This window comes from Achromobacter pestifer, assembly GCF_902859625.1.
Lineage (GTDB): Bacteria > Pseudomonadota > Gammaproteobacteria > Burkholderiales > Burkholderiaceae_B > Achromobacter > Achromobacter pestifer.
Genome location: NZ_CADIJX010000024.1, coordinates 1 through 556, shown reverse-complemented (window position 1 = coordinate 556; position 556 = coordinate 1). Strand labels below are relative to the sequence as shown.

Sequence of the window (556 nt, the reverse complement as noted above, 5' to 3'; positions counted from 1 at the left end):
TCGACACTGGTGACCCGGTTATCGACGCTGGTCACACGGTTGTCCACGGTCGAGACAGTGGTGTTGGTCTCATTCAGTTGCGACATGTTGACTACATCGCTATCGGCTTCGCCGCGAGCAACATTGGTGATCTTCGTGCCGCCCGTCTTGGTGGTGGAGTTGTACGTGTCGCCCGTCATTGTCACGGTGTTGTGCGTGCTGTTGTCGTACATGACGGCGTCAGCGGTGGCGTCGATCGCGGATTGCTTGAGTTGCGCGACGTTGACGGCGTCAGCGTCTTCCGCGCCAGCCGACAGGCCGGTGATGCGGCGTTCGCCGACGTTCACTTCACCCGTGGCTTGGCCGCCGACGAGGTAGGCTTCGTTGCCCAGCGTGGCGCCGGTGGCGATGGAACCCGCGCCCAGCGCGACGCTGCCGTCGTGGCTGGCAACGGCGCCCATGCCGATGGCGACCGAGTCCTGTCCGGTGGCCTGGGAGTCCGTGCCGGTGGAGTTGGCGTGGAAGTACTTGGTGCCGGTGTTGTAGACGTTTTCAATGCGGTCACCGAGGGTCGTCA

1 pseudogene is annotated in these 556 nt (G+C 63.5%); it reads right to left on the bottom strand.

Annotated elements, in window-relative coordinates:
• Positions 1 to 556 (bottom strand): annotated as a pseudogene (locus HV753_RS31125) (hypothetical protein); the annotation flags it as partial.